Here is a 3562-nt window from a genome sequence, read left to right as displayed (position 1 = left end):
GTGCGGTGCGACCTGAACCGTGCTGCCGCCAGCAGTCTTCGCGACCCATTGGGCAGCTTCAGCCACCGGCTGTGCAGCCAGCCCGCTCCCGCCGTTGTCCCCCTCGGCCGCGCGCTCGCCACAGCCGCAGGCAAGCGCCATGACGGTGGCGAGCGCAGCGTAGGGAAGCCCGTGTCCTGGCTTGCGATCCATGACGCACATGACGCCCTCTTAATCCGCGTGTTCGGGAGCTGGTTCCGCGGTCCGGGAGGCTCGCCCGCTGCCAGCGCTGGCGCACCCTGCGGGTGGCTGCTCACCGGCGGCGGTGCTAATTTTGGCCCAGGCGCGGCCGCCAGGGCCGCTTGGCTGCGCGGGCCGCGTCAGGAGATGATCGCCTGAGCGAACAGAGATTGCTAGACATCCGGACGTTCACGGCGCCGGCCTTCGAGGAGAATGCGTACCTCGTGCACCGGCCGGGGGGCGGCGGCGCGGTCGCCATCGATCCGGGGGGCGCGGCCGGGGCGATGGCGGACGCGGCGGCGGCGGGCGCGCTTACGCTCGAAGCCGTGCTGTTGACGCACGCTCACATCGACCACGTCGAGGGAGTCGCGCTACTGGTGCGCCGCACCGGCGCGCCCGTCTACCTGCACGCTGCCGACCGCCCCTGGTACGAGCGGGCAGCGGAGCAGGCCGCGTACTTCGGGGTGCGGCTCGAGGCGCCGCCGCCGGTCGACCACGCGCTCGAGGACGGACAGGTGCTGCACCTCGCGGAGTGTGACTTCGAGGTGCGCCATGTGCCGGGCCATTCGCCCGGGCACGTGCTGCTGTACGCGGCCGCCGCGGACGCGGCGTTCGTGGGCGACGTCGTGTTCCAGGGTTCCATCGGCCGGAGCGACCTGCCGGGCGGCGACTACCGGCAGCTCATGCGCTCGATCCGCGAACGGGTGCTGTCCCTGCCGGATGAAACGGTGCTGTACCCGGGACACGGCCCCGCCACCACGGTGGGCCACGAGCGGGTCTCGAACCCCTTCCTCGTGCCGCAATACGGCGGCGGGCTGGCGTGAGCGTTCGCATGGCGGTGTTTGCTTCGGGGGGCGGCAGCAACCTGCAGGCGCTGCTGGACCACTTCCACGGTAAGGGGGCGCCGGGAGAGCGAGTGGCCTGGCCCGGCACTGAGAGCGGCGGCGCGAGCGCGGGCGCGGCACTCGCCAGGGTCGTGCTGGTGGTGAGCGACCGCGCGGGGGCCGGTGCACTCGATCGGGCGTGGGCGGCGGGGGTCGAGGCGAGACACGTCCCCGTGGCGGGGCGGCCGGAGAACGACGTCGCCCGGGAATTGCTCGAACTCCTCGAGAAGGCGGCGGCCGACCTGGTGGCGCTCGCCGGGTACCTGCGGCTGGTGCCTCCCGCAGTGGTGCGGCGCTACCGCGGCCGGATGCTCAACATCCACCCTGCGCTGCTGCCTGCCTTTGGCGGCGCGGGCATGTACGGGTTGCGCGTGCACGAGGCCGTCCTGGAAGCGGGCTGCCGCGTCAGCGGCGTGACCGTGCACTTCGTGGACGAGCGCTACGACACGGGGCCGACCCTGATCCAGTGGCCAGTGCCCGTGCTCCCCGGCGATACACCGGAATCGCTGGCGGGCCGAGTGCTGCGCGTCGAGCACCGGGTTTATCCGCTGGCTGTCGAAGCGGTCGCGCGGGGGGTGGCGGGCGGCACGATGGGGGAAAGGCCGGGCGAGTGGCCTGTCGGCGCCGGAGCACCTGATGGGCCGGGCCGGCCGGTGAGTTTTCGCCTGGCGGAGGAGGAGGCTCCAGGCGTGGCGGAGGTGCGGCGGGCGCTGGGAATCGAGGTGCCAGCGGGAGCGAAGGGGCTCGAGGCCGGCCTGCGGTAAGCCGTCAGACCCGTTCAAGATCTTTCGGCTGCCGCGAACCCCAGAGGCGCTGGCTTCCGCTCGGACGGTACCTGGTAGGTATCGGGTTCGGGTACGGGTACGGGTACGGGATTGGAATCAGGACCGGCTTCGGAATCGGGGTCGGGATCGGGGTCGGGATCGGGATCGGGATCGGTTCCAACGCGAGGCAAAGAGGTGCCCAGGGCGATTCTGAGTGTTTCGGACAAGCGGGGCGTTACCGAGCTGGCGCGCGGGCTGGTCGAACTGGGGTGGGAGGTGCTCTCCACCGGCGGCACCGCGCGCCTGCTGCGGGAAGCCGGCGTCCCGGTGCGCGAGGTGAGCGAGGTGACCGGCGCGCCCGAGCTCATGGAGGGCCGCGTCAAGACCCTGCACCCGGCCATCCACGCCGGGATCCTGGCGCGCCGCGACCGGGCGGATGACCTGGCGGCGCTCGAGGCGCAGGGCTACCAGCCTATCGACCTGGTGGCTGTCAACCTGTACCCCTTTGCCCGAACGGTTGCGGCCGGCGCGCCGCTGGACGAGGCCATGGAGCAGGTCGACATCGGCGGGCCGACCCTGCTCCGGGCCGCGGCCAAGAACCACGCCGGCGTGCTCGCGGTAGTGGATCCGGACGACTACCCCAGGGTGCTGGACGCGCTGCGCAGCGGGCGAGCGGGACCGGGGCTGCGCCTGGAGCTGGCGCAGAAGGTGTTCGCCCATACGGCAGCGTACGACGCGGCCATCGTCGTCTATCTCGCGCGCACCGCTGGCAGCAGGACGGATGCCGCGCCGGCCGCACGCACGGGGGCTCCGGCGGCCGGAACGGGCGGTTCCGCGGCCGTGGACGAGCCGGCCCGGTTCCCCGAGACGCTCAACTTGCGACTGTCCAAGGTGCAGGACCTGCGCTACGGCGAGAACCCGGACCAGGCCGCCGCCTTCTACGCCGAGGCGGAAACGCCGGCCGGCGCACTGCCAGAGCTGCGGCAGCTCCAGGGGAAGGAGCTGTCCTTCAACAACCTGCTGGACATCGACGCGGCTGTTCTTGCCGTTTCTGCCTGGGACGCGGCCGAACGGGCTGCCTGCGTCATTGTCAAGCACAACACGCCCTGCGGCGCCGCACTCGGCCGCGACGCGGAGGAAGCATATCAGCGCGCGCTAGCCGCCGACCCCGTATCCGCCTTCGGCGGCATTGTCGCCTTCAACGTCCCGGTCACGGGCGGTGCAGCCGGGGCGATGGCCAGCACCTTCCTGGAAGTGGTTGTCGCGCCGGACTTCGAGCCCCATTCCCTGGAAGTGCTGGGACGCAAGCGCAACCTGCGCGTGATTGCGTTGCCGGCTGCGCTGCCGCGCGCAGAGGCGGAAGAACTGGACTACAAGCGCGTGCGCGGCGGGATGCTCGTGCAGCAGCGCCTGCGCATGAGGTTCCCCGAGGACACCTGGCGCGTGGTCACCAGGCGAGGACCCAGCGACGCCGAGTGGCGTGACCTGCGCTTCGCCTGGAGAGTTGCCGCGGCGGTCAGGTCCAACGCCCTTGTCCTCGCCAAGGAGGAGCAGACCCGGGGCATTGGCGCGGGGCAGATGAGCCGGCTGGACGCCGCCCGCATCGCCGTCATAAAAGGGCGCGACCAGGGGCACGAGCTGCACGGCGCCGCACTCGGCTCGGACGCATTCTTCCCCTTCCGCGACGGCGTGGAC

At 71.8% G+C, this 3562-nt stretch carries 3 protein-coding genes; all 3 read left to right on the top strand.

Going from position 1 to position 3562, the window contains the following annotated elements:
* Window positions 1-398 precede the first annotated feature (398 nt).
* Window positions 399-1043, top strand: coding sequence for an MBL fold metallo-hydrolase (locus HY703_11830; protein MBI4545878.1), 645 nt, complete (start codon window positions 399-401; stop codon window positions 1041-1043).
* An 8-nt stretch (window positions 1044-1051) separates the two neighbouring features.
* A complete protein-coding gene (locus HY703_11825) occupies window positions 1052-1867 on the top strand; it encodes a phosphoribosylglycinamide formyltransferase (protein ID MBI4545877.1) in 816 nt (271 codons plus the stop codon).
* A gap of 195 nt (window positions 1868-2062) precedes the next feature.
* On the top strand, window positions 2063-3562 hold a 1500-nt coding region (gene purH / locus HY703_11820), incomplete at its 3' end, for a bifunctional phosphoribosylaminoimidazolecarboxamide formyltransferase/IMP cyclohydrolase (GenBank protein ID MBI4545876.1).

Source organism: Gemmatimonadota bacterium (genome assembly GCA_016209965.1).
Classification (GTDB): domain Bacteria; phylum Gemmatimonadota; class Gemmatimonadetes; order Longimicrobiales; family RSA9; genus JACQVE01.
The sequence above is the reverse complement of the archived record's forward strand: the minus strand, read 5'-3'. Positions and strand labels throughout refer to the sequence as shown.

Bases quoted from the DNA above. Each gene is read 5' to 3' on its own strand.
- HY703_11825 (MBI4545877.1), top strand. From the start codon at position 1,052: ATGGCGGTGTTTGCTTCGGGGGGCGGCAGCAACCTGCAGGCGCTGCTG.